This window comes from Vibrio sp. 1167 (assembly GCF_033340375.1).
Lineage (GTDB): Bacteria > Pseudomonadota > Gammaproteobacteria > Enterobacterales > Vibrionaceae > Vibrio > Vibrio alginolyticus.
This window is the reverse complement of the sequence record NZ_JAWOWK010000019.1, coordinates 15,946-41,010: the sequence shown is the minus strand read 5'-3', so window position 1 is coordinate 41,010 and position 25,065 is coordinate 15,946. Positions and strand designations below refer to the sequence as shown.

The following is a 25,065-nucleotide window of genomic DNA, read 5'->3' as shown; positions in this document are numbered from 1 at the left end:
ATATTGCAAACAACTTCATACAACAAAGCCCACGTCACGTGGGCTTTGTTGTTTTCCCGATAGCTGATAGCGCTTAAACCACTTTGTGTGGACCGAAGCATTCGTAATGGAATTGCTCTTCTGGTACGCCAAGTTCTAATAGCTGTTTCGCTATGTGCTGCATAAATCCTACAGGGCCACAGAAGTACACCTGCACGTTATCTTGCTTTAATGCAGCTTCAATTTCATACAGATTGACAAAGCCCGTGAAGTGGAAGTCTTCACCTAGTTTGTCTTCTGCCGTTGGTTGGTTATACCAAATGAGCGCGTTCATATTTTCTTTTTCTGCAACGAGTTGGTTTACGTGTTGCTTGAAAGCATGCTGTTGGCCATTTTCGGTTGCATGAACCCAGGTTACAGGTGCTTGATGTGCTGAGAGACTTTCTAGCATTGACAGCGTTGGAGTAAGTCCCACACCAGCAGATATTAGAACAACGGGTGTTTGTGGTTCGGCATCCATAAAGAAGTCACCGGCAGGGGCCGCAAGCTGCACTTTTTCGCCAATGTTCAGGCTATCGTGCAGGTAGTTCGACACTTTTCCGCCTTCTTCACGTTTTACCGAGATACGGTAAGTGTTCTCTTGGACCGCAGAAGACAGACTATATTGGCGAATTTCTTGGTTTTCTAACTGGTCACTGTTGATGTAGATGCCAAGGTATTGTCCCGGTTTATACGGCGCCACTTTTTGACCATCGGTTGGCTTGAATACAAAGCTGCAAATGTGTTCGCTCTCAATCTTTTTATCGACTAATTCAAATTCGCGTAGACCGCGCCAGCCGCCTTCCAAAGCTTCATTTTGTTGGTAAATTTGTTCTTCGCGCTGAATAAATACATTCGCAAGTACGCCGTAAGCCTCAGCCCAAGCATCCAACACCTCTTGACCTGGATTAAAAAGCTCATCGATTGTCGCAAGTAAATGCTTACCAACGATTTGGTACTGATCTTCTGTGATCAAAAAGCTCGTGTGCTTATGCGCAATTTTCTCTACTGCGCCAAGCAGAGCTGGCAAATTTTCAATATTGGCAGCATAGGCACAGATAGCGTTGAATAATGCTTCACGCTGATCGCCGTTACGCTGGTTACTCATGTTAAAAATATCTTTCAACTCAGGGTTATGAGTAAACATACGCTCGTAAAAGTGCGCGGTCAGTTTTGGTCCTGTTTCGGCGATGAGTGGTGCGGTCGCTTTGACGATCTCGATAGTTTGATTGCTGAGCATAAGGGCTTCCTACTTTAAGTTGTATTTATAATGCATGTTTAAAGTTGTATCTCAAATGTATCTTTCGATCAAGAAAAGATTTACACTTTTATCGATAGCTCAAGTTTGGGGTTTTAGCATCACCAGCGGGTTATTGAGTCGCACTTTGGGAGAGAATATGCAGTTAACTAGTTTCACTGATTATGCGTTGAGAACCTTAATTTTCTTGGCTTCGTTGCCGGAAGATGAGTTAACCAGCATTACCGAAGTGACGGATTTATTTGGTGTGTCACGCAACCATATGGTTAAAGTTATCAATCGGTTAGGGCAGTTGGGTTATGTCCATACCGTGCGCGGAAAAAACGGTGGTATCCGGCTGATGAAGCCAGCGTCTGAAATCACAGTTGGTGGTGTTGTGCGCGATTTAGAGCCGTTAGATTTAGTCAACTGTGGTGTGGATTTTTGCCATATTACCCCTGCTTGCCGCCTCAAAGATAAATTGGCGAAAGCAAAAAGTGCCTTTCTGGCGGAGTTGGATAACTGCACGATTGAATCCTTGCTCAGTGACAATTCTGAACTTTTGATCTTGCTGGCTCGTCCTTAACTCATTTGCATGCCTAGAGTCGATCTCGATCATTCTTTTTTCAAAGCAATTCTGTAGCTTATCGAGAGACTCAGATATACTAGCCATATACCTTCCTTGCTAGATAGGCGTGCCTATGTCAGACAATATTCCAAACGATCCTTTTGCAGATCGTGAATCCAAAAATTACGAAAATCCAATTCCAAGCCGAGAGTTTATCATCGAGTTTCTAGAGCAAGCGGGCGTTCCAATGAATCGTAACGACTTGTTTGAGGCACTAAAGCTTGAGGGCGAAGAGCAATACGAAGGGTTGCGTCGTCGGCTACGTGCGATGGAGCGAGATGGCCAACTGGTGTTTACCCGCCGTCAGTGCTATGCATTGCCTGAAAAACTTGAAATGGTGAAAGGTTACGTGATTGGTCATCGTGATGGCCATGGTTGGGTACGTCCAGAAGGCAGCGTCGGCAAGGATGATGATATTCTGTTACCGCACCATCAGATGAAGAACATCATCCACGGTGATTTTGTCTTAGTGCAACCGACAGACAACAGCAAGCGCGGCCGCCGTGAAGGACGTTTGGTGCGTGTGCTAGAGGAGCGTAATGATCAAATCGTCGGTCGTTTCTTCCTTGAATATGGATACTCCTATGTTGTCCCAGATGACTCGCGTATCAGCCAAGATATCCTGATCCCAAATGAGCACAAAGCGGGTGCACGCATGGGTAACGTAGTCGTAATTGAAATTACTGATCGTGGCTCACGCTCACGCGGCATGATGGGTAAAGTGGTTGAAGTCCTTGGTGAAAATATGGCACCAGGTATGGAAACACAAATTGCGATTCGTACACACCAAATCCCTCACGAATGGCCAGAAGCCGTCGATAAACAAATCGAAAACTTAGGCGAAGAAGTACCAGAAGAAGCGAAAGTTGGTCGTGTGGATCTACGTGATTTGCCACTAGTGACCATTGACGGCGAAGACGCACGAGACTTTGATGATGCCGTTTACTGTGAAAAGAACAAAGAAGGTGGTTGGCGTTTATGGGTAGCGATTGCTGACGTCAGTTACTACGTTCGTCCTGACTCTGCGTTGGACAAAGAAGCGATCAATCGTGGTAACTCAGTATATTTCCCGTCGCAAGTTGTGCCGATGTTGCCAGAAGTACTATCGAACGGCCTATGTTCGCTCAACCCGCAAGTAGATCGCTTGTGTATGGTGTGCGAAATGACCATTTCCGATACAGGTAAGCTGTCTGGTTACAAGCATTACGAGGCGGTGATGAACTCGCACGCTCGTCTCACATATAGCAAAGTGAGCGCGATTCTAGAAGGGGATGAAGAACTACGTGAGCGCTACCAGCCGCTTGTTTCTCATCTAGAAGAGTTGCACAAGATGTACAAAGTGCTGAAAGAAGCACGAGATCAACGCGGTGCAATCGAATTTGAAACCGTTGAAACCAAATTTATTTTCAATGCGGAACGTAAAATCGAAAGCATTGAGCCAGTAATTCGTAATGACGCGCATAAGATCATCGAAGAATGTATGATTTTAGCCAACATTGCTTCGGCATCGCTGGTAGAAAAAGCGAAAGAGCCCGCGCTTTATCGTATCCACGAATCTCCAGGTGAATTACGCCTTCAAGGTTTCCGTGACTTCTTAAGTGAACTTGGTCTTGAGCTAAAAGGTGGTTTAGAGCCTTCACCAACGGACTATGCTGATCTCGCACGTCAAATCTCCGGGCGTCAAGATCAAGAGTTGATTCAGACCATGCTGCTACGCTCAATGAAGCAAGCGGTATACAACGCAGATAACGCGGGGCACTTTGGGTTGGCATTGAAACGCTATGCGCACTTTACGTCGCCAATTCGTCGTTACCCTGACTTGTTACTTCACCGTGCAATCAAGTATCTGATTGCTAAAGAAGAAGGTCGTAATCAAGATCGCTGGACACCAACAGGTGGCTATCATTACTCGTTTGACGACATGGATTTTTACGGCGAACAATGTTCGATGACAGAGCGCCGTGCTGATGATGCAACACGTGATGTTGCGGATTGGCTGAAGTGTGAATATATGCAAGACCACGTCGGTGACGAACTAGACGGTGTTATCGCTAATGTCACTAGCTTTGGCTTCTTTGTACGTTTAACGGATTTGCACATCGATGGTTTGGTACATATTTCTACCCTTGCGAACGACTACTATCAATTTGACCCGATTGGTCAACGACTTATTGGTGAAAGTTTCGGTAACATCTACCGCTTAGGTGATGCAGTAAAAGTAAAAGTACTGGCTGTTAACCTCGATGATAAGCAAATTGACTTTGAATTGGTCGAAACAAGTCGTAAGCTACGCGGCGAAGGTAAGACTGCGAAGAAACGCGCAGCGGAAGCAAAACGCAAAGCGAAAGATAAAAAACGCGCTGCGACTCGCTCTTCATCGAAAGAAGGTGGCGCGGCTCGTGTAATTCCTGCGATAGAGCCAACTAAACGCCCAGAAGAAACGGGCGCAACGAGTAAGCGTAATGGCCCAAAACGTGGTGACGCCGAAGGCAACGAGAAGCCTAAAGTGAAAAAAGCACGTAAAAAGAAGCCGCACAGTAAGCCGAAGAAAACCAAGCGCACTAAAAAAGAAGCGCAGTAGGTTGAAGCGCCAACTTAGTTCAAACTTGGTTGGCGCAGGCAATACGACCAGAACAACAGGTTAAACAATGAGTAACGAATTTATCTACGGCATTCACGCAGTGAAGGCGGTATTGGAGCGCGAACCAGAGCGTTTTATCGAGGCGTACGTTTTAAAAGGTCGTCAAGATGATCGCCTAATGCCAATCCTAAATGATCTTCAGGTTTGTGGTGTTTCTATTCAGCAGATGACACGTAAAACCTTGGATGACAAAGCACGCGGTGCAAATCACCAAGGCATCATCGCTCGTGTGAAACCAGCGAAGCAGCTGAATGAGAACGATATTGATGACATCCTTGCAAAGCACGAATCACCACTGCTCTTAGTGTTAGACGGCGTGACCGATCCACACAATCTTGGTGCGTGTTTACGTAACGCAGATGCGGCAGGTGCTGCGGCGATCATCGTACCGAAAGATCGTTCTGCGCCAATGAATGCGACGGTAAGTAAAGTCGCTTGTGGTGCAGCTGAAGTCGTACCATTGATCCGAGTGACTAACTTGGCTCGTACTATGCGTACATTGCAAGAGAAAGGCATCTGGTTTGTTGGTACTGCGGGTGAAGCAACGCACGACATCTACCAAGCCAAACTGACTGGACCTCTTGCTATCGTAATGGGGGCTGAAGGTGACGGTATGCGTCGTCTGACTCGTGAAACCTGCGACGATTTGATTAAGATCCCAATGGCTGGTAGCGTTTCAAGCTTGAACGTATCTGTGGCATCCGGCATCTGTTTGTTTGAGGCAGTTCGTCAGCGTATTGCTGCAAAGTAACGACGAAACAAACAGTTACTGTAGAATCAGACATAATGATAAAAACAAAGGATGGGGTGCCATCCTTTGTCGTTTTCACCGATTTATAAATAAAAATCCTCAGGGAAGTTATGACTCAACAAGACATTAAATTCATCGCCTTCGATCTAGATGGTACTTTGCTTGATAGCGTGCCAGATCTAGCTGTCGCGGCAGACCAAGCAGTACAGGCGCTTGGCTTTCCATCGGTTTCAGAAGAACAAGTTCGTGATTATGTGGGTAACGGCGCAGACGTGCTTATTGGTCGCTCATTAAGCCAAAGCCTGACCATCAACCCAGAGCTGAGTGAAGAGCTTCGTGCTAAAGCGCGTGTATTGTTTGATGATTACTACGAGCAAAGTGGTCACAAGCTCAGTCACCTATACCCAACGGTAAAAGAGACACTAGCAGAGCTGCACAAAGCGGGCTTTGTTATGGCGTTGGTGACTAACAAACCTTCAAAGTTTGTGCCTGACGTTTTGGAAAAGCACGACATCGCAAAATACTTCGTTGATGTCCTTGGCGGTGATGCATTCCCAGAGAAAAAACCAAACCCAGTAGCATTGAACTGGCTAATGGAAAAGCACCAAATCCAACCAAGTGAAATGCTGATGGTTGGCGACTCGAAAAACGACATGCTCGCAGCAAAGAATGCAGGCTGTGCCTCATTTGGTCTGACATATGGTTACAACCACGGTGAACCTATTTCAGCATCAAATCCAGATTTCGTCGCTGACAGTTTGGCAGAATTATTGGACGTTGTAGCGGTTTCTGCATAACGGCTACAAAAGAGCTTCCAAAATACTCGTTAATGAGTACACTGAGTAAACCGTGCACCTATTACTGCACGGTTTTTTTCATTTAATTAGATTAAGAAGTCAAAGGAATCATTCTAATGAGCAAACCCATTGTATTGAGTGGTGTTCAACCTTCAGGTGAACTAAGTATCGGTAACTACTTGGGTGCTCTACGTCAATGGCAGCAGATGCAAGACGATTATGATTGCCAATATTGTGTGGTAGACCTTCACGCGATTACGGTTCGTCAGGACCCTAAAGCGCTGCATGAAGCAACTCTAGACGCACTGGCAATTTGTCTGGCAGTTGGTGTTGACCCGAAGAAGAGCACGCTATTTGTTCAGTCACATGTACCAGAGCATGCTCAATTAGGTTGGCTTCTTAACTGCTACACTCAAATGGGTGAGCTGAGCCGTATGACTCAGTTTAAAGACAAATCGGCACGTTACGCGAATGACGTAAACGTCGGTCTATTTGACTACCCGGTGTTGATGGCGGCTGACATTTTGCTTTACGGTGCGCACCAAGTACCTGTAGGCAGTGACCAGAAGCAACATCTAGAATTAGCGCGCGATATCGCAACGCGTTTCAACAATATTTACTCGCCAGAGCAGCCAATCTTCCAAGTTCCAGAGCCTTACATTCCGACAGTAAATGCGCGTGTAATGAGCCTTCAAGACGCAACGAAGAAGATGTCTAAATCTGATGACAACCGTAAGAACGTTATCACGCTGCTGGAAGAGCCTAAGTCGATCCTTAAGAAGATCAACAAAGCGCAAACCGATACCGAAACGCCACCAAGTATCCGTCATGATATCGAGAACAAGGCGGGCATTGCTAACCTAATGGGTCTGTACTCTGCGGCGACAGGCATGAGCTTCGAAGAAATTGAAGCGAAGTACCAAGGCGTAGAAATGTATGGCCCATTTAAGAAAGATGTTGGTGAGGCAGTTGTAGCAATGCTTGAGCCAATTCAAGCAGAATATCACCGTATTCGCGCTGATCGTGCTTACATGGACGAGGTAATGCAGCAAGGCGCTGAGAAAGCCTCGGCACGAGCGGCTGAAACGCTTAAGAAAGCATACGAAGCAGTAGGTTTTGTAGCTCGCCCATAGTCGCTAAGAACGAATACGAAAAAGCTCCACTTTGGTGGAGCTTTTTTTATGCCTGTATTACTGAAATGGTGTGTCTTTCATACAGCGTTCCATGTCGTAATATTCAACACGTCCTCGAGCCCCTAGAAAGGCAGACTTCACAACCATGCCTCTATCAATGAAGTAACTAAGCTGTACGCATGATATATCGTAGCTGAGTTCTTTAATTCTCGCTGGAATCCAGTAGGTTCCTGGCGTTCTTAGACGCTGAGTAAAGGTAATAACACCCTCGTCACTGACTTCTAGCTCTTCAATACCATCCAGTTCATTTTTGGCTGATTCGATGATGTCTTGATTCGCCGTAGGTTGAAGTGGCTCACTGGCGGTCAACTGACACCCCGCTATCAAGCCAAGTAGGGAGAGAGCTAGCACACTGCGTTGAATTTTTTTCATTTGTCGTTCCTGGGTTTACAGCTAATGAGATCTTATTGTCTCGCGCAGGTGTTATATCTTTTGTGTATGTTTTTGGCTAGTGAGTAATGAAAAGTTATTGAATAAATCATGAAAACTTTGAAGTATGAGGGGCCTGTATAAGAGAGAACGAAGCGAGTAATAGATTCTTGGGCTTGAACAGTGATACAAGTGAAAATTAAAGCATTCTAAATTAGTGACTAATTATATTTTTTATTTGTAACGGAACGGTTGGGTTAATAAGCCACTCAACAAGTGATGTATTTTCTACTCCTTAACATGAAGTGAAAAAGTAAACTGAGTAATCAATCTAAATTCTGACTTGTTTATCAATAGCGCTCTGTATTTATTACAAAAAATGTTTGAATGGGATGCTCTGGCATATTTTATTATATTCACATGTGATTCATTTCACGGCTTTAATTACTCATTCTTATTTATTTCATAAATAAACCTGATAGTAGACGCAAATGGCAGGCTCTAACCAGAGCTAAGTTTGCATTTACATAAATATCAGGTATGACAATGGACACGTTAATCAAACCCTCAATACTCGCATTAACCATCGCCAGTGCACTTAGTGCAAACGCGAACGCAGAGATTATTATTTCCCAATACGTAGAAGGCGGCGCTTATAATAAAGCGGTAGAGATCGCTAATACGGGTGATACTGCGGTGACACTCACTGGCTACGAGTTGGCGAAATCATCAAACGGTGGTGGTACTTGGGGTAGCACATTCGACCTTAGCCAAGTGACGCTACAAGCTAACCAAGTGTATGTACTGGCGCATGGTGACGCGAGCGATACCATCAAAGCTGTCTCGGATATCACAGATAAAAGCGTTGCGAACTTTAACGGTGACGACCCGATCGCACTGCTTAAAGATGGTGAAGTGCACGACATCATCGGTGTGATGGGTGACGTAGATTTTGGTAAAGACACCACATTAGTTCGTAACAGTGATGCACTAACCCCTTCTGCTACTTATGATGCATCTCAGTGGACGGCATTTGAGAAAGACAACATTGACGGCCTTGGTGAGCTAAATGCGACTGAGCCACCAGCACCATTCGCTTGTGAAGTCGACGGTCAGCAACCTAACTTCACTACCATCCAAGATATTCAAGGTGAAGGCGATACGTCTCCATTCATTGATGGTTACCCATACATTACTGACGAAGATCATTTCGTAACGGGTGTCGTGACTGCTGTTACCACTGGCCTAACCAAAGGTTTCTACCTACAAGCATTAGAAAGCGACAACAACGACAAGACCTCAGAAGGCTTGTTCATTCATACTGACGCGGCAGACACGGCGCTGAAAGCTGGTGATGTTGTTTGTGTGAAAGGTAAAGTTCAAGAGTATTACAGCAATACTCAGCTTGCTTCTGATGCTAACAGCTATGTGAAAACAGGCACCTCTGAAACCCCTCGAGTTACCGATCTTGTTATCAAAGAAGGTGAGACACTACGTGATGCGCTTGAGCGTCATGAAGGGATGCAAGTTGAGTTAACCTCGGCAAGTGACTTGTTTGTAACTCGAAACTTCTCTTACGACTACGATTCACGTCGTAACAATATGATGCTCTCTCATGAAGCGCCATTGTTAAAGCCGACTCAATTACACGCGGCAGAGAGCGATGCAGCCGTTGAGCTAGCAAAAGACAACGCAGCGAACCGCGTATACTTAGAATCAGATGGCAAAGCACCAAACGGACAAATCCCATACTACCCAGATTTTGCTAAAGATGCAGACCAAGATGGCTCTTCAGAGCAGCACATTCGCCTTGGTTCTCGAGTAGAAGGTCTTCAGGGTGTCGTGGCTTACAGCTACAACGAATACCGCCTGATTGCGACCAATGAAGTCGATAACACCAACTTTGTGACTTCAGGTGAAGGCTTCGATGTGGCTCGTAAAGATGCCCCAGCGATTGCGGACTCAGATTTGCGTATTGCAAGCTTCAACGTACTGAACTACTTCAACTCCGTGGCTGACAGTGGTCATGAAAACCCAACCGGACAAAACCGCGGTGCGACTAATCTAGACGAATTCCTGATCCAGCAAGCGAAAATCGTTGCGGCGATGAACAAGATGGACGCAGACGTTATTGGTTTGATGGAAGTGGAAAACAACGGCTTTGGTGATGGCAGTGCTATCCAAAACTTAGTTGATGCCCTAAATGCTGAGATTGATGACGCTGAAGATCATTACACGTATGTCGAAATCGAAGAGCAAGACAAATACCAAGACGAATACTTTGGCAGTGATGCGATCATGGTGGCGATTTTATATCGTGCTAACGCAGTAACGCCAAAAGACGCTGCAAAAGTGATCATCACGCCAGAGCAGCACATTGCAGAAAACACAATTACTCGTAAAGAGGGCACAGAAAGTAACCCTGCTTACGATAAGTACCAACGCCACAGTCTACTTCAGACCTTTACGGTGAAAGAGACGGGTGAAGATTTGTCTATTGTCGTAAACCACTTTAAGTCGAAAGGCTCTGAGTGTATTGAAGAGTGGATTGCCGGTGTAGAAGATTCTGAGCCAGCGGATCTGCAAGGCAACTGTAACAACTTCCGCGTTTCTGCTGCGCACGCAGTGGGTGAAGCGTTGAAAGAGGTGAAAGGCGATGTATTGCTCATGGGCGACCTCAATGCTTATGGCATGGAAGACCCACTTCTGACACTGACTGATTACTCGAAAGAGAAATACGGCCGTGACATTTATACTGCTGCTTACACAACCATTGGTGATGGTGAACTTCAAGTAGAGAAGACCAAAATTGAAAAAGGTTACGGTCTGCACAACTTAAACACGTTGCTGCACGGCACTGATACGTTTTCTTACACCTATTCGGGCGAGCTGGGTAATTTGGACCACGCATTGGCAAGCAGCAGCCTAGCGCAAAAAGTGGTAGCAATTGAAGATTGGCACATCAACTCACTAGAGAGTAACTTGTTCGAATACAGCAGCAAGTACACAGGTGATATGCCGAAGTACAAAGATGCGTTCTCTGCCTCTGACCACGATCCAGTGATCATCGCGATTGATTTACCAGATACAGATATCGATCTACCAAGCTCAGGTGAAAACCTAGCAGTGGAAGTTCGTCTACCACCAAACGCAGTTGTCGGTGATATCGTGACGGTAAGCCTAACGGAAGCAACTCAAGCGGCGTCGTCAACGTCTGATACTGATGGTTACGAAGCGAGTGCAACTCTGACACAAACAGACATTGATGCTCGTAGCGTGAGTGTGGAATTCGACAAAGCACCAACGGAAGGTCAGTACGTTCTAGAAGAGAAAGTGACAGATTCTACCGGTAACACGGTTAAGTTCAGTGATTCTCGCGATGTTACGCTAGAGCCGTCGAGCACTAACCCATCAGACGATGATGATGATGGTGGTTCATTTGGCTTTGGCGCGCTATTTGCGCTGCTAGGTCTCGGCTTATTCCGCCGTCGCCGCTAAGCGAATTTACTTCCTGACAAACAGTTCCTAAATAGCTGTAAAGACCAAAGGCCAGCCTATGCTGGCCTTTATGTTCAGAAAAAATATAGAAATGGATAATCATATTGACGTATTAGTTACCAAGTTTGGGTATACTTTTTCAGCAGAGCAAAGGGTGAGACTACTAAATGGACATTAGCTATCGTCAGCTCAAAGCTTTTATCGCCTTGGCTGAGGAACAAAATTTTACTTATGCCGCTGAAAAGGTGCACATCACCCAGTCTGCGTTGAGCCAGATGATGAAAAAGCTGACCCAGCAACTTGCCAGCGAACTCTATCAGCGCCAAGGCAGGAAAATCATACTCACCGAAGCGGGCGAGCAGTTGTATCAGGAAGCGCGATTTATCGTTAATCGCTTGGATAAACTAGTTCAGCAAAACAAAGACCGCCAGCACGGCTACAACAAGTCGCTGGTGGTTTCGTCGCTATATACGTTGTGTGCATCCTTAGCGCCGAAAACCCTCAATGACCTGAAAAAGCGCTATCCAGATTTTACTTTTCGCTTAATTGAAGAACGGGTTGATGACATTACCCATTCAGTACTACAAGGGCAGGCAGACATCGGCATCAACACCAATCCGAATCACCCAGAATTGAACTTTGATTTACTGTTTCGCGATTACCTGTGCTTTGTTTGCCGGCAAGACCATCCGCTCGCCGAGCATAAGCAAGTCAGTTGGGAACAAGCGCATCAATACGCGTCGATTGGTGTCAGCCCCGGGAACAGTTTACGCACACTTGCCGACGAAGCGTTTCAACGCATTGGTTTAACCTATGATCCGGAGTTGAGCGCTTCGCATACCTCAACGCTATTAGGGATGATTTCCAGCGGACTAGGTTCGACGATTCTGTCTTCCACTATCGGTGAGTTGAGCAACAACGTGGAAGTTCGCTTTATTCCGGTTGTTCAACCGGTTCAGTACCGCTCAGTAGGGCTCATTACACGTAAAGAAACTCATCGAGAGTTAGTCGATGAGTTCAGTTTGATTTTGAAAAAGCATGTCAGCGACTGGGGCTTTGCTGAGTTTATCCCCAGTCGTTAAGCGACGTTACATTGGCCCGACGGGTAAACCTGTCAGCATGTAAATCAGGAATAGCCCGCCCCAAACACTAAATAGCACCAGAGCGTATGGCACCATCATCGCGAGGAAAGTACCAAATTTCACTTGCGGATTATATTTGGCGATCAGCGCCAGTACCATCGGAATATATGGATTGGTCGGTGAAATGATGTTGGTAGTGGAGTCGGCAATACGATAGCCCATTTGCGTAATTTGCGGGTCTACGCCAAGTAACATAAAGAGTGGGATAAATACCGGGGCCATGATCGCCCATTGCGCCGAACCACTAAACACAATCATGTTCATCACGCCAGCAAGCATCATAAACAGCGCCATCATCGCCAGCTTTGGCATCTCGACAGACGAAATCCATTCCGCACCATTCACCGCAATAAAGATAGCTAAATTAGACCACTTAAACCAAGCAATGAACTGGGCAATCACAAATACCAAGACAATGTAGCCGCCAACGCCCTTGAGCGCTTTGGACATCAAGTCAGGAATATCACTGGCTTGTTTGATCGTACCCGCTTTGACGCCGTAAACCACCGCATTCATAAAGAAGAATGCCATGATGATCGGGATAATCCCTTTTAGGAAAGGTGAAGGTACCAAACCGCCGTCTGCATTACGTAGAGGTGAATCGGCTGGCAGCAGGGCGGCCAAAAGCAAAGCGATAAACACCAAAGACGCTGCTCCAGCCCATTTCAACGCACTCTTTTGCTTAGTGGTAATTTCAAAAGACGGTTCACTATCGGCGTGGTTGGTTGTCACTTTATGCGCGAATTTAGGCTCGATGTATTTGTCGGTGATGAGCGTCCCTGTGACGACTAAAATCGGAACGGAAAGCAACATAAAGTACCAGTTTGCTGCCGGGCTAACTTCGACGTGTTCAACGATGGCAGACGCTTCGGTTGAAATACCGGAAAGTAATACATCGGTGCCAGCAATAAATAGGTTGGCGGTAAACCCAGCCGCGACCGCGACAAAACCTGCGGCGATGCCGACAATTGGGTTGCGGTTGGTTGCCGCAAAAATCAGACCTGCGAGAGGGGGAACCAAAATGAACGCAGCGTCTGAGGCGAGGTTACCGATGATACCAGTGACGAAAATCGACGCGGTGACAAACTGACGCGGCGCGTTGAGCAATGATTGCTTGATTGCACTGTCGGCCAAGCCTACTTCTTGCAATAGCCCCACCGCTAGCATCATACATAAGACCAATCCGAGTGGTTTAAACGAGACGAAGTTATTCACCGTCGATTGCAGGATGTAAACCAGACCTTCACCACTGATTAGGCTCTTAACGTGCACTACTTCACCCGTAGATGGATGGGTCACGCCGCCGCCAATAAACGAGAATAGGCAAGAGAGCAGCATGACGCTGAGGCACAGGAAGATAAACAGATAGAAGGGATGAGGGACTTTATCGCCCAGTCGCTCAATGCGGTCGATCATTGACGCGCCTGAACTCGATTTTTGCGTAATTGCAGTCGACATTGTTAGAACACTCCTTTGTGTAAAAAGGGGAGTCACTTCCCCTCATTTGTTGTTATTGCTGTTCAATCAAATTGATAAAGTAAGCGGCGCCAATCGGCAGCAGCCGGTCGTTAAAGTCGTAGGCTTTGTTGTGCAGGCCAACGCTGCATCCTTGCTCCTCAGTGCCGTTGCCGATAAAGCCGTAGCAACCCGGTACTTTGTTGAGGAAAAAGGCGAAGTCTTCGCTGGTTAGCATAGCTTCACAGCTTGGGTTAACGCGCTCAGCTCCAACGGTTTGAGCCGCTGCGTCGATCGCTCGCCGAGTTTCGTTTTCGGTGTTAACCGTCGGTGGGTGAGAAATTGGTCCGAGTTTAAATTCTGCTTGCATCCCGTGCGCCTTGGCGCTGTGAGCTACTAGTTGCTCGAGTCGTTCAACCAAGCTATCTCGTGTTTGTTGAGACAAAGTACGGAACGTACCGCTCATATGAGCTTGGTCGGCGATGGCGTTGGTTGTTTCTCCACAATGCAGCTGTGTGACCGAAACCACTAGTGGATCAAACGGGTCGTAGTTGCGGCTGACCATGCCTTGAATACCTTGGTAAATATGGGTCGCGACAAGCAATGGATCTTGGGTTGTGTGTGGTAAGCCAGCATGACCACTTTTTCCGTCGACAGTGACAAACAGACGGTCAGAGCTCGCCATTATTGGCCCCGTCTTAAATGCGAAATGCCCTTCAGGAATGCCCGGCATATTGTGCAGAGCGTAGCATTCGTCGATCGGGAAGCGCTCTAACACGCCGTCGGTGATCATGGTCTCGGCGCCACCGCGACCTTCTTCTGCCGGTTGGAATATCAGCACCGCTTTGCCTGCAAAGTTACGCGACCGGGCCAAGTAGCGCGCAGCGAGTAGCAACATAGTGGTGTGACCGTCATGGCCACAGGCGTGCATTTTACCGTCGCGGCACGAACGGTGGGCAAATGTGTTGGCTTCATGGATGGGTAGCGCGTCCATGTCGGCGCGAAGACCGATGCTCTTTCCGTCCCCGATCGAGCCGTGAATCACACCCACCACGCCCGTTTTGGCGAAATCAGTACAGATTTCATCGACGCCGTACTTTTCGAGCTCGGCAACCACTAACGCTTGAGTGTTATTTTCTTCAAAACCTAATTCTGGTTGCTTATGAATGGCATGACGGATACTAATCGCGTCGGCTAACCAAGGTTCTAAGACTTCAATAATGTTCATACATCTCCCCTTTAATTGAGAGTGATTTAACACTATTGAAACAATTCAAACAAACCGGATTTCTACTGAAACTATTAGCGTTGCTAATAGTTGCTTGGAGAGAGGTTAAACTAAAAGCCGCCCAATACTGAGCGGCTTGAATGACGATTACATCCCATAGGTAAATGGTTTACCGAGCGGCAGCATGTCCTGATGCACTGGTGCTAATGCGCTCGCGTAGCAGCTGAGCAGTTTCAAAGTGTATTGAGTGCGAGCGACAAAGTCACTGTCATCGCTGTGCGCCTCTTGATCAATGAGTTTATCACTGTCACGTACAATGAGATGGTCAGGCAAAAAGCACACATGGTTATTTTTGCTGCCAGTCATGCGTAATTCGCTGATCGGGTAAACACCGTTGATACTGACGCTAACACTCACCAATAGTGCTGGTTTATGTGCCAGTTCGTTTGCGGTCGTCAGCAATAGGAAGTTTTTCAGCGCTGGGGTCGCCATCCCGTGCCATTCCGGTGTGATAAAGACAAACGCGTCAGACTCTTTCAGTTTTTGCGCGATTGGCGTCCAGACACCCCACTCTTCGCTACCTTGCCAAACGCCTTCATTCCAAAATGGCAGGTTCAGTTCATGCAGATCGAGGATTTCCACTTGATCGAATTCTTGCAAACCGTGCTGTTTGATAAAACGAGCTACGTTGAGACTTTGTGAATTTGCCCTTTGGCTGCCAGAGACAATCGTTAGTTTCATAATCATTTCCTTTTGAATTTTATATCTTGTTTATTGGAGTTATGCATTTGCAGCTTTAGGACTATGGGAGGCCAAAAAGATCGAAACCAGTATTGCTCCTGCACCTAACAATTGCAGTGGTGTGAGTATTTCATCTAAAAATACGTAGCCCAACACGCTCGCCGAGACGCTACTCAGAAATCCTAGAAACGCGACGTTTGTTGCAGGAAGACGCTCGATTCCTTTAAACCACAGTGCGTAAGCGAGTACCGCGCCCACTATGGTTAGGTAGCTGTATCCGGCCAAGTTTTTTAGCGAAATGGTCTCCGGTAGACCTTCAAACCATAGCGCTGCAGGTAATAAAAGGATGCCTCCGACGAGGAGTTGCCAGCCAGTGAACGCCAATGTCGACATATCCTTCGGACGTCCCCAGTATTTGGTTAGCACCACGCCACTTGCCATGCTTAATGTGCCTAGTACCGCCAGAGCAATTCCTTGCGCGCTGATCTGCACCGTTTCGTTGATGACGATAAGCGCTACACCGAGCACACCGAATATTGCTGCGATGCAGTGGCTCAAAGCGATCTTACTTTTTAATACCAGCCCACTGAGCAGCATCACGATGATCGGTTGGCTCGACATGACCAGTGCCGCGGTTCCTCCAGGTAGGTAACTTGCAGCAAAAAACAGGCAGTAAAAGAACAGTCCGATGTTGAGCACTCCAAGGCATGCGAGTTTTCCCCACCATTGCTGGTTCGGAAAGCACCGCGTATAAGCGATGAGTAATAATCCCGCCGGAAGTGCGCGTATCGCAGACGCGAGTAGGGGACTATCTGCGGGTAGCAACTCAGTAGTGACGATGTAGGTGCTGCCCCAAACGATGGGAGCAATCGCGGTGAGCAGTATTGCTTGAATCCTTTCTGCGTTGGTCATGATACCTCTTGTAAAAGTATCTTTTGTGAAAGATTGTTTTTTAAAAGTAATGGCGTTTTTTCTTTTGGTCAAGTATCTTTTTGAAAAGATTTTTAGTTGGTGATGATAATGGGGATGATGTAATGGACGGTGTAGATAAGATTCTTCAGCAGTGGCAGCAAGCACGACCTGACTTAGATTGTTCTTCGATGGGCGTGGTTGGGCGCATTCGTCGCGCGGCAAACTTCTGGGAACAGGTCCATGGCCAAGTGTGCGGTGATGCTGGGATCAGCGCAATTGAGTTCGATATTCTGGCCACGCTAAGACGTAGCATAGACCCCGTCACGCCGACAACGTTGTACAAAACGTTGATGATTTCGTCTGGTGCAGTGAGTACACGCTTAGAAGGCTTGGTACAAAAAGGTTGGGTGCACCGCGTAGCGAGCGAAAGCGACCGCAGAAGTAATCGAGTGACATTGACGGAAGACGGTGTTGCCTTTTTAGATCAGGTGCTTGAAGCGCATGTCGCGAGCATGGAACAGCACTTAACTTGTCTCGACTCTGAAGAAAGAAATGCGTTGGAAAGCCTGCTGAGTAAGTTCCTGCAAGCCGAGGTGGAATAACTGATCGTACTTGCGTTTAGATAAAAAGGCGGCACAATACTCGCTTTCAGGTTTCCACGATGTAGTCCCATGCTGTTAATTATCGATAATTATGATTCGTTTACCTACAACCTTTACCAATACTTCTGCGAGCTTGGTGCAGACGTAAAGGTGGTGCGTAACGATGAAATCGATATCCAAGGCATTGAGGCGCTCAACTCAACTCATTTGGTGATCTCGCCAGGGCCATGTACGCCGAACGAAGCAGGTATTTCACTGAAAGCGATAGAACACTTCGCTGGTAAGCTTCCAATATTGGGTGTTTGCCTTGGTCACCAAGCGATAGCGCAAGTGTTTGGGGGCGAAGTGGTACGTGCACGACAAGTGATGCACGGTAAGACCTCACCGATTCGTCATAACGGTCGTAGTGTGTTTAAAAATCTGAATAACCCACTCACGGTAACCCGTTATCACTCTCTTGTGGTGAAAAACGGTACTTTACCCGACGTGTTTGAACTGACCGCATGGACAGAACTGCCTGACGGAAGCATGGATGAAATAATGGGTTACCAACATAAAACCTTGCCAATTGATGCGGTGCAGTTCCACCCAGAATCAATCAAAACTGAGCAAGGTCACGAGTTGCTTGCGAACTTTTTAGCACGCAAAGCGATCTGATCGCGATCACTTTTCTTAACAAATCATTCATCTTTTTGCTGAGGTGAGCGGATTGCAAAACTATGCGATTCTCTCGAGTCTCTTTGTCTATTCATGTCTTTTTAAACCTTCTATCCCCTGTATTACATAACATTTATAAAAAATCACTTCTCTATTTTACTTTCTTGATGCATAAATAGTCATAAGCAGTGATTAATGGAAGTTGCTTTCGAGAACGAAAAGAATAAATCACTATTGAAATGGTTAATTAAATGTAAATACAATGCCGCAATAGCTTAAATGCAAAACATTATTTGCTGGCAAAGAGAGCCGGTTAAATTCGCTTATCTGCTACGCATGCGGTATCAAGAAGGAATGTGCAATGACAACGGAAATTAAAGTAGAGCGCGGTTTATTCGATGAGGTAATGGTACCTTGCTATAACCCGATGGAAATGATCCCTGTTAAAGGTGAAGGTTCACGTGTTTGGGATCAGGAAGGTAATGAATACATCGACTTTGCTGGTGGTATTGCAGTGAGCTGTCTTGGCCATTGTCATCCAGTAATGGTAGACGCACTAACAGAGCAAGCTAACAAGCTTTGGCACTTAAGTAACGTTATGACGAACGAACCAGCCCTTCGTCTGGCGAAAAAGCTAACAGAAGTGAGTTTTGCTGAGCGAGTGTTCTTTGCTAACTCTGGCGCAGAAGCAAACGAAGCCGCTTTGAAGCTGGCACGTCGTTATGCAGCAGACGTTCATGGCACTGAGAAGTCTGAAATCATTGCATTCAAACAAGGTTTCCACGGTCGTACATTCTTTACCGTAACGGTTGGTGGCCAAGCTGCATACTCTGACGGCTTCGGTCCTAAGCCAGGCGACGTGACACACCTTCCTTACAACGATATCGAAGCTTTACAAGCGCACATGTCTGATCGTACTTGTGCGGTTATGATGGAGCCACTACAAGGTGAAGGCGGCATCGTGCCACCAACGCCTGAGTTCGCTCAAGCGGTTCGCGAGCTGTGTGACAAACACAACGCCTTACTGATCTTCGATGAAGTGCAAACTGGTAATGGCCGTACAGGTAACTTCTACGCTTACCAAGGTTTAGGTATCACGCCAGATATTCTAAGTACTGCGAAATCACTTGGTGGCGGTTTCCCGATCGGTGCAATGCTAACGACAGCAAAATTGGCAGAGCACATGAAAGTGGGCACTCACGGTTCTACATATGGCGGTAACCCACTAGCGTGTGCGGTTGCAGAAGCGGTTGTAAATGAAGTTACCAAGCCAGAGGTGTTGGCTGGTGTGCTAGAACGCGAAGCAATGTTCCGTGAAGGTCTAGAGAAGATCAACGCGAAGTACAACATCTTCTCAGAAGTGCGCGGTCAAGGCCTATTACTTGGCGCTGCACTAAATGAAGAATGGCAAGGCCGTGCGCGTGACGTGCTGGTTGCTGCAGGTAAACAAGGTCTCATGGTATTGGTTGCGGGTGCCAATGTCGTACGTTTCACACCATCACTCGTTATCACACAACAAGAAATTGAAGAAGGCTTGGCGAAACTGGATAAAGCGATCGCGACTTTAGTTTAAGCGCGATATCAGTTTAAACGTCAACGCAGACACCCCCGTCAAGGATCTCTGATGGGGGAATTGTTCCTACAATATAGTTAGGATCTTCTTGCATCTGGAGGGAGTATTGATGCTAGTAGTTCGCCCTATCGCGATGTCGGATTACGACGCACTGCACACTTGTGCGGTGGAGTCTGGTCACGGATTTACATCTCTACCGGTTAACGAAGAACTGTTAACCAATCGAATCAAACATTCAGAGTACAGCTTTGGTAAGCCAGATGTGGCAGAACCAGGCGATGAAGGCTACCTGATGGTTGGCTTTGACTCTGAAACGGGTGAGGTTGCGGGTACCACCGGAATCGAAGCATCTATCGGCTGGGATGTCCCATTTTACTCATATCACATTAGTAAAGTCGTGCACTCGTCGCCAAAGCTTGGCGTTAACAACGTCGTTAAACTGCTTACTTTTGGTAATAACTACACGGGTAACAGCGAAATTTGTACCTTGTTCTTGCGTGAGAAATTCCGCCAAGGTCTGAATGGTCGTCTAATGTCGAAGTGTCGTTTCCTAATGATGGCAGAGCACCCAGAGCGCTTCTCTGAAACGATCTTTGCGGAGATGCGTGGCGTTTCAGACGACGAGGGTAATTCACCATTCTGGCAATGGCTTCAAGAGCATTTCTTCTCTATCGATTTCACGCTTGCAGATTACCTGACAGGTATCGGCAAGAAAGGCTTTATCGCCGACTTGATGCCGAAACTGCCTATTTACATCAACCTGCTCAGCCCAGAAGCGCAAGCCGTGATTGGTCAAGTACATGACAACACGCGTCCAGCGCTGAAGCTGCTTGAGCGTGAAGGTTTTACCAACCGAGGCTACGTCGACATCTTCGATGGTGGCCCAACGGTTGAGTGTGATCTGCGTAATATTGAGTCGGTACGTCATTCATTCCGCGCGCAAGTCAAAATCTCTGAACATTCCAGCACACAAGACTTCTTGATGTGTAATTCATCTTTCGAGAACTTCCGTGCGACAGTCACTAAGGCGGCGTATGACGCAGAGACACAGAGCGTAATGATCGCACCAGACGTTGCGGATGCACTTTCGGTTGAAGAAGGGGATTTCGTTCGCCTTCTTCCGCAGTAACAGACGACAGAATTTAAGGATAGAAACAATGACACATTGGATTGCAGGTGAATGGGTACAAGGTCAGGGTGAAGCATTTACGTCTCTGTCGCCGTACAACCAAGAAGTGATCTGGCAAGGCAAAGGTGCAACGGCAGAGCAGGTGAACCAAGCGGTATCTGCAGCGCGTGAAGCGTTTATTGACTGGAAAAAGCGTTCATTTTCAGAGCGTGAGGCAATCGTGTTGGCTTTTGCGGAGAAAGTAAAAGAGAACAGCGAAAAAATCGCCGAAGTGATTGCCAAAGAAACCGGTAAGCCGATTTGGGAAACGCGCACTGAAGCAGCAGCCATGGCAGGTAAAATTGCCATTTCGATTCGCGCTTATCATGACCGCACTGGTGAGGCGAGCCGTGAAGCAGCAGGCAACCAAATCGTATTGCGCCACCGCCCATTGGGCGTGATGGCGGTGTTTGGTCCTTACAACTTCCCAGGCCACCTACCAAATGGTCACATTGTGCCTGCGCTACTGGCTGGTAACACGGTAGTCTTCAAACCGTCTGAGCAAACGCCATGGACGGGTGAATTGGCAATGAAGCTATGGGAAGATGCCGGTCTGCCGAAAGGCGTGATTAACCTTGTTCAAGGCGCGAAAGAAACTGGTATCGCCCTCGCTGACGCAAAAGGCATTGATGGCGTACTGTTTACGGGTAGCGCGAATACGGGGCATGTATTACACCGTCAATTTGCGGGTCAACCAGGCAAGATGCTCGCACTAGAAATGGGTGGTAATAACCCGATGGTGATCTCTGATAAATATGGTGATTTGGATGCCACGGTTTACACCATCATCCAGTCAGCGTTTATCAGTGCTGGGCAGCGTTGTACGTGTGCTCGTCGTTTGTATGTGCCATTGGGTGAAAAAGGCGATGCGCTTATCACCAAGCTCGTTGAAGCGACACGCAATATTCGCGTAGACCAACCATTTGCAGAACCTGCGCCATTTATGGGACCGCAAATTTCGGTCGTGGCAGCCAAGTTTATTCTTGATGCACAAGCTAATCTACAGTCTCTTGGCGGTGAAAGCTTGATTGAAGCGAAAGCAGGAGAGGCGGCGTTTGTTTCTCCTGGAATCATTGATGTAACGAACATTGCTGAGTTACCAGATGAAGAATACTTCGGCCCACTTCTGCAAGTGGTGCGTTACGAAGGGTTAGACAAAGCCGTGGCGCTAGCAAACGATACGCGCTTTGGCTTATCTGCTGGTTTGGTCTCAACCGACGACCAAGAATGGGAATACTTCGTTGACCACATTCGTGCAGGTATCGTGAACCGTAACCGCCAGCTCACTGGTGCAAGCGGTGATGCGCCATTTGGTGGTCCGGGGGCGTCGGGTAACTTGCGCCCAAGCGCTTACTACGCAGCAGATTACTGTGCGTACCCAATGGCATCAATGGAAGGTCAAGAGACTGTCTTGCCTGCAACATTGAGTCCAGGTGTAGCGCTATAAGTTTTAATAATAGAGTCGCAACTATGCATTGCGGCTCACCTTGCCGGCGCATCATTTAGGTATGGGTTGTAGTGATCGTTGGCAGAACACGAAAAGTGAGCAAAGACTCGGAAAAGCGTGTTGACTGACTGGCATTTACCGTCACAGGTTGATGGTTGCTCGTTCATTATTCTGGACAACTTTTGTTGTGAACGAGCAGCCAACTTCCGCTTACCTTTAAACTCTACATCTCGTAACAAGGAGTCGTTATGACGCCCGATGTGTTATTTGAATCGCTATGGCAAGATTACATTCAACGTCTTTGCCCTTCGGCGGCTAAAGTGCATCAGCTGCTTCAAGAAGATGAGCCTCTGATTAATGATCATATAGCTTTACGTACCTTCAATATCGCGCCTCTTGGTATTGAAACTCTAGCTAAGCCATTTGTAGCTATTGGTTACAAGGCGTGTGGTGATTACGTTTTCGAAAGCAAAAAGCTGGTTGCTAAGCACTATGAGCACCCAGATCCGAAGCAACCTAAAGTATTTATTAGTGAGCTAAAAGTTGAAGAGTGCTCGCCTGAGCTACAAGAGATTGTGAAAAATTTGGTGGCACAAGTCGATGCTGACAAGCTGAACGATAGCGCATTCTTACATGGTGGACGCTTGTGGGATTTAAGCTTTGCTGATTACCAAACGTTGGCTAAAGAAAGTGAGTACGCATCTTGGCTTGCGGCGCATGGTTACGGAGCAAACCACTTCACGGTGAGCGTTAACCAACTCAATGAATATGAAGAAGTGAAGCAGGTAAACGATCATCTGCGTACCGCTGGGTTTACCATTAATGAAAATGGTGGTGAAGTGAAGGGCACTCCTGAGGTGTTGCTAGAGCAGTCATCGACCATGGCAGATAAAGTAGCGGTTCGTTTTAGCGAAGGCACTGAAATTATCCCTGGCGGGTTTTATGAATTTGCTAAGCGCTATCCGATGGAAAATGGTGATTTGTACCCAGGTTTCGTGGCCGCTTCAGCTGACAAAATCTTTGAAAGTACGAATGGCTAAGTTTTAGGGTTAACCTGTTAAGCTTACTCATTAGTGTTCGCTGCACCCTATCTTATTTGGTCATGAGTAAATAAAAAGCCACCAATGTTGCCATTGGTGGCTTTTATAATTTTGTTCGTGTCACTCTAGTTTGAGATTAACGAGTACCGTAAACCACGATGGTTTTACCGTGAGCAGAGATTAGGTTCTGCTCTTCTAGCATCTTCAAAATACGACCTACTGTCTCACGAGAACAGCCAACAATTTGACCGATTTCTTGACGAGTGATCTTGATTTGCATGCCGTCTGGGTGAGTCATTGCGTCTGGTTGTTTTGCAAGGTTCAGAAGCGTCTGAGCGATACGACCAGTTACGTCTAGGAACGCCAGGTCACCCACTTTTTGGCTAGTTACTTGAAGACGACGAGCCATCTGCGCAGAAAGACGCATTAGGATGTCTGGGTTTACTTGGATAAGCTGACGGAACTTCTTGAAAGAAATTTCAGCAACTTCACAAGGAGATTTAGCACGAACCCAAGCTGTGCGCTCTTGGTCTTCCTCGAATAGACCAAGTTCACCAATAAAGTCTCCTTGGTTTAGGTAAGAAAGGATCATCTCCTTACCTTCTTCGTCTTTGATAAGAACCGCAACAGAACCTTTAACGATGTAGTACAAAGTTTCTGCCTTTTCGCCCGCGTGAATTAGCGTGCTCTTTGAAGGGTACTTATGAATATGACAGTGTGAAAGAAACCACTCTAATGTTGGGTCGGTTTGAGGTTTACCTAGAACCATAATATCTCACTTCCTCTGCAGGGTACGCTTGCGCTATCCATATTTTAGCTAAGCCTGAATTAGGCCTACTAGAATAAGAGCACTTTTTATATGCTGCAAGCTCTCTTGTGTTTCGGTAAGAAATAGTATCCTTTTTCGAAAACGATTTCTTGATTTTAATCGTGCCATGATTGAGATTTTGTAAGCAAAACTGTGCACATGATCACGGTATGAAAAGTAAACATCTTCGCTGGCAGGTTTTTAGCCAATTTTCCCTGTTTCGATGAGCTGTTGTAGGATAGGCCGAACTATGAGCTCCATTGCAAAGCTCATCTTACCGCCGGGTACGACAATCGTGTTGTGGCGTGACATGAATGAGCCATCAATCATGGCCAGCAGATATGGGAAGTCGACATTCTTGATACCGCGTAGGCGAATCACCACAAAACTCTCATCCAAACTAGGGATGCCTTTTGCATTAAGTGGGTTGGAAGTATCAACGGTCGGTACGCGCTGGAAGTTGATGTGAGTACGAGAAAACTGAGGAGTGATATAGTTGAGGTAATCGTCCATGGATCGCACGATTGAGTCCATTACCGCTTCACGCGAATGGCCGCGATCGCGAGTGTCGCGTACGAATTTTTGTATCCACTCTAAGTTCACAATCGGCACCATGCCAATTAAGAAATCCACATGTTGAGCAACATTAACATCGCCATCGACCACGCCACCATGTAACCCTTCATAAAACAGAACGTCGCTGTTTTCGGGTAAGTCTTGCCACGGTGTAAACGTGCCTGGCATTTGATTGTAGGGAACCGCTTCGTCAAACGTGTGCAGATAACGGCGCACGCTGCCAGTGCCGTCATGCCCGAACTTACGGAAAAACTCTTCTAATCCCGGGAAGTCATTAGCTTGTGGGCCAAAGTAGCTAATGTGTCGACCTTGCTCGCGGGCTTTGCGGATTTCGATGTCCATTTCTGGGCGAGTAAAGCGATGGAAGCTATCGCCTTCAACCCATGCGGGTTTAACGTTCATCATATTGAACATTTTACGGAAGGCTTCAGATGTAGTGGTCGTGCCGGCACCGGACGAACCAGTAACCGCAATAATTGGGTGTTTAGCTGACATGACAAACCTTGTCGAAAATTACTTACCTGTAATGTGCAGTAGAGTTACTACTGCACGGTCGATATCCCACTATAGCACGTAACAATACC

General features: G+C 46.8%; 21 protein-coding genes. 13 read left to right on the top strand and 8 right to left on the bottom strand.

Features of this window, described 5'->3' with window-relative positions; genetic code table 11:
• Positions 1 to 73 precede the first annotated feature (73 nt).
• Positions 74 to 1,258 carry an NO-inducible flavohemoprotein gene (hmpA, locus tag R7Z78_RS22685; protein ID WP_047103962.1) on the bottom strand — a complete coding sequence of 395 codons (1,185 nt, stop codon included), beginning with the start codon at positions 1,256 to 1,258 and terminating at the stop codon, positions 74 to 76.
• 157 nt (positions 1,259 to 1,415) lie between these two features.
• Between hmpA and nsrR the strand changes: the two genes are divergently transcribed.
• The 5 genes from nsrR to trpS all read left to right on the top strand — a co-directional run bounded on the left by nsrR (position 1,416) and on the right by trpS (position 7,205).
• Complete coding sequence (gene nsrR, locus R7Z78_RS22680) at positions 1,416 to 1,841, top strand: nitric oxide-sensing transcriptional repressor NsrR (RefSeq protein WP_017633731.1); 426 nt, start codon at positions 1,416 to 1,418, stop codon at positions 1,839 to 1,841.
• 115 nt (positions 1,842 to 1,956) lie between these two features.
• On the top strand, positions 1,957 to 4,464 hold the full coding sequence (gene rnr / locus R7Z78_RS22675) for a ribonuclease R (protein ID WP_047103964.1): 2,508 nt from the start codon (positions 1,957 to 1,959) through the stop codon (positions 4,462 to 4,464).
• 67 nt (positions 4,465 to 4,531) lie between these two features.
• Positions 4,532 to 5,275 carry a 23S rRNA (guanosine(2251)-2'-O)-methyltransferase RlmB gene (rlmB, locus tag R7Z78_RS22670; protein ID WP_047103967.1) on the top strand — a complete coding sequence of 248 codons (744 nt, stop codon included), beginning with the start codon at positions 4,532 to 4,534 and terminating at the stop codon, positions 5,273 to 5,275.
• A 110-nt stretch (positions 5,276 to 5,385) separates the two neighbouring features.
• Positions 5,386 to 6,072: a phosphoglycolate phosphatase gene (locus tag R7Z78_RS22665; protein ID WP_047103969.1), complete on the top strand. Its 687-nt coding sequence runs from the start codon at positions 5,386 to 5,388 to the stop codon at positions 6,070 to 6,072.
• A 116-nt stretch (positions 6,073 to 6,188) separates the two neighbouring features.
• A complete protein-coding gene (trpS, locus tag R7Z78_RS22660) occupies positions 6,189 to 7,205 on the top strand; it encodes a tryptophan--tRNA ligase (protein ID WP_005381398.1) in 1,017 nt (338 codons plus the stop codon).
• Between the two features lie 57 nt (positions 7,206 to 7,262).
• On the opposite strand, the gene R7Z78_RS22655 is transcribed toward trpS, so the two are convergent.
• Positions 7,263 to 7,637 carry a hypothetical protein gene (locus R7Z78_RS22655; protein ID WP_005381401.1) on the bottom strand — a complete coding sequence of 125 codons (375 nt, stop codon included), beginning with the start codon at positions 7,635 to 7,637 and terminating at the stop codon, positions 7,263 to 7,265.
• A gap of 543 nt (positions 7,638 to 8,180) precedes the next feature.
• Between R7Z78_RS22655 and R7Z78_RS22650 the strand changes: the two genes are divergently transcribed.
• Together R7Z78_RS22650 and R7Z78_RS22645 are read left to right on the top strand one after the other, a co-directional pair.
• Entirely contained in the window at positions 8,181 to 11,132 is a 2,952-nt protein-coding gene (locus tag R7Z78_RS22650) for an ExeM/NucH family extracellular endonuclease (protein ID WP_104975653.1), read from the top strand.
• A 167-nt stretch (positions 11,133 to 11,299) separates the two neighbouring features.
• Positions 11,300 to 12,214 carry a LysR family transcriptional regulator gene (locus tag R7Z78_RS22645; RefSeq protein ID WP_104975652.1) on the top strand — a complete coding sequence of 305 codons (915 nt, stop codon included), beginning with the start codon at positions 11,300 to 11,302 and terminating at the stop codon, positions 12,212 to 12,214.
• Between the two features lie 6 nt (positions 12,215 to 12,220).
• On the opposite strand, the gene R7Z78_RS22640 is transcribed toward R7Z78_RS22645, so the two are convergent.
• From R7Z78_RS22640 to R7Z78_RS22625, 4 genes are all read right to left on the bottom strand, one after another.
• Positions 12,221 to 13,732, bottom strand: coding sequence for an AbgT family transporter (locus tag R7Z78_RS22640; RefSeq protein WP_053303039.1), 1,512 nt, complete (start codon positions 13,730 to 13,732; stop codon positions 12,221 to 12,223).
• A gap of 52 nt (positions 13,733 to 13,784) precedes the next feature.
• Positions 13,785 to 14,957, bottom strand: coding sequence for a M20 aminoacylase family protein (locus tag R7Z78_RS22635; RefSeq protein ID WP_104975651.1), 1,173 nt, complete (start codon positions 14,955 to 14,957; stop codon positions 13,785 to 13,787).
• 147 nt (positions 14,958 to 15,104) lie between these two features.
• Positions 15,105 to 15,698, bottom strand: coding sequence for an NADPH-dependent FMN reductase (locus R7Z78_RS22630; protein WP_053303041.1), 594 nt, complete (start codon positions 15,696 to 15,698; stop codon positions 15,105 to 15,107).
• Between the two features lie 39 nt (positions 15,699 to 15,737).
• Entirely contained in the window at positions 15,738 to 16,610 is an 873-nt protein-coding gene (locus R7Z78_RS22625) for an EamA family transporter (RefSeq protein ID WP_053303042.1), read from the bottom strand.
• A 122-nt stretch (positions 16,611 to 16,732) separates the two neighbouring features.
• On the opposite strand from R7Z78_RS22625, the gene R7Z78_RS22620 reads away from it, so the two are divergent.
• From R7Z78_RS22620 to R7Z78_RS22595, 6 genes are all read left to right on the top strand, one after another.
• The gene (locus R7Z78_RS22620; RefSeq protein ID WP_033907165.1) at positions 16,733 to 17,212 is read left to right on the top strand and encodes a MarR family winged helix-turn-helix transcriptional regulator; all 480 of its coding nucleotides are present in this window, start codon (positions 16,733 to 16,735) and stop codon (positions 17,210 to 17,212) included.
• A 69-nt stretch (positions 17,213 to 17,281) separates the two neighbouring features.
• A complete protein-coding gene (locus R7Z78_RS22615; RefSeq protein ID WP_104975650.1) occupies positions 17,282 to 17,869 on the top strand; it encodes an aminodeoxychorismate/anthranilate synthase component II in 588 nt (195 codons plus the stop codon).
• A gap of 361 nt (positions 17,870 to 18,230) precedes the next feature.
• Positions 18,231 to 19,442, top strand: coding sequence for an aspartate aminotransferase family protein (locus tag R7Z78_RS22610; protein ID WP_054575289.1), 1,212 nt, complete (start codon positions 18,231 to 18,233; stop codon positions 19,440 to 19,442).
• Between the two features lie 109 nt (positions 19,443 to 19,551).
• Positions 19,552 to 20,571, top strand: a complete 1,020-nt coding sequence (gene astA, locus R7Z78_RS22605) for an arginine N-succinyltransferase (protein WP_005381422.1) — start codon at positions 19,552 to 19,554, stop codon at positions 20,569 to 20,571.
• A 28-nt stretch (positions 20,572 to 20,599) separates the two neighbouring features.
• Entirely contained in the window at positions 20,600 to 22,057 is a 1,458-nt protein-coding gene (gene astD / locus R7Z78_RS22600; RefSeq protein WP_085570106.1) for a succinylglutamate-semialdehyde dehydrogenase, read from the top strand.
• Between the two features lie 248 nt (positions 22,058 to 22,305).
• On the top strand, positions 22,306 to 23,097 hold the full coding sequence (locus tag R7Z78_RS22595; RefSeq protein WP_042523639.1) for a DUF1338 domain-containing protein: 792 nt from the start codon (positions 22,306 to 22,308) through the stop codon (positions 23,095 to 23,097).
• Positions 23,098 to 23,233: 136 nt separating this feature from the next.
• Here the strand turns inward: R7Z78_RS22595 and crp are convergent, their stop codons facing one another.
• Both crp and R7Z78_RS22585 read right to left on the bottom strand, forming a co-directional pair.
• A complete protein-coding gene (crp, locus tag R7Z78_RS22590) occupies positions 23,234 to 23,866 on the bottom strand; it encodes a cAMP-activated global transcriptional regulator CRP (protein WP_005381432.1) in 633 nt (210 codons plus the stop codon).
• Positions 23,867 to 24,106: 240 nt separating this feature from the next.
• Positions 24,107 to 24,976, bottom strand: coding sequence for a phosphoribulokinase (locus R7Z78_RS22585; protein WP_005381434.1), 870 nt, complete (start codon positions 24,974 to 24,976; stop codon positions 24,107 to 24,109).
• Positions 24,977 to 25,065 lie beyond the last annotated feature (89 nt).